Origin of the sequence: Citrobacter sp. S55_ASV_140 (assembly GCF_018919505.1) — a bacterium.
GTDB lineage: Bacteria > Pseudomonadota > Gammaproteobacteria > Enterobacterales > Enterobacteriaceae > Citrobacter > Citrobacter werkmanii.
Map to the genome: position 1 here is coordinate 1 of NZ_JAHLQZ010000395.1, position 1061 is coordinate 1061.

Sequence of the window (1061 nt, forward strand, 5' to 3'; positions counted from 1 at the left end):
TCGATATTCTGGTCAACAATGCGGGCCTTATCCGTCGTGACGATGCGATCGACTTCAGCGAAAAAGACTGGGATGACGTGATGAACCTGAACATTAAGAGCGTATTCTTTATGTCTCAGGCCGCGGCGAAGCACTTTATCGCTCAGGGTAACGGCGGCAAAATTATCAATATCGCCTCTATGCTCTCTTTCCAGGGCGGTATCCGCGTTCCGTCTTACACCGCGTCTAAAAGCGGCGTAATGGGCGTCACCCGTCTGATGGCGAACGAGTGGGCAAAACATAACATCAACGTCAACGCGATTGCGCCGGGTTATATGGCGACCAACAACACTCAGCAACTGCGTGCTGATGAGCAGCGTAGCGCAGAAATCCTCGATCGTATTCCGGCAGGACGTTGGGGACTGCCGAGCGACCTGATGGGGCCTGTCGTGTTCCTGGCGTCCAGCGCGTCTGACTATATTAACGGCTATACCGTTGCGGTAGACGGCGGCTGGCTGGCACGTTAATACATTCTCTGAACAACAAACCCTGTCATCTGGCAGGGTTTTTTTTTGGTTTTAAGTTATTTTAATCCATATTCTGTCTATAAATTAATCCATACATAATTATATATATATGAATTTGTAATGTTTAATCCTCTTTAATATCAATAAATTAAATTTAATTGAGTGGTTGCTGATAAATTTTAAAATTGGAATATCCATCACATAACGAGGTGGTGTAGCTATTTCATCCATGTTTTTGCCGTTTCCCGCCTGACGCTCCATGTAAGGGATCCCTTACTTTCAGGGACATGGTTTACTCTGTATCTGGCAGGAAAAAATGGTCTCAATAAATAATGATGCTGCTTTAGCGCCGCGCCCTGTGCGCGATACGCGACGTATGAATATGTTTGTCTCTATCTCTGCGGCTGTCGCAGGATTGTTATTCGGCCTGGATATTGGCGTGATAGCGGGCGCGTTGCCTTTCATCACCGATCATTTTGTCCTGACCAGCCGCCTGCAGGAGTGGGTGGTGAGCAGCATGATGCTGGGTGCGGCAATTGGCGCACTATTTAATGG

2 protein-coding genes are annotated in these 1061 nt (G+C 47.5%); both read left to right on the forward strand.

Annotated features, from left to right (window positions below; translation table 11 throughout):
• The coding region (locus tag KQJ18_RS24110; RefSeq protein ID WP_191610238.1) for an SDR family oxidoreductase at positions 1 to 506 on the forward strand (506 nt) is incomplete at its 5' end.
• Between the two features lie 316 nt (positions 507 to 822).
• Positions 823 to 1061, forward strand: a 239-nt coding sequence (locus KQJ18_RS24115; protein WP_216422969.1) for an MFS transporter, incomplete at its 3' end; no start/stop codon positions are given.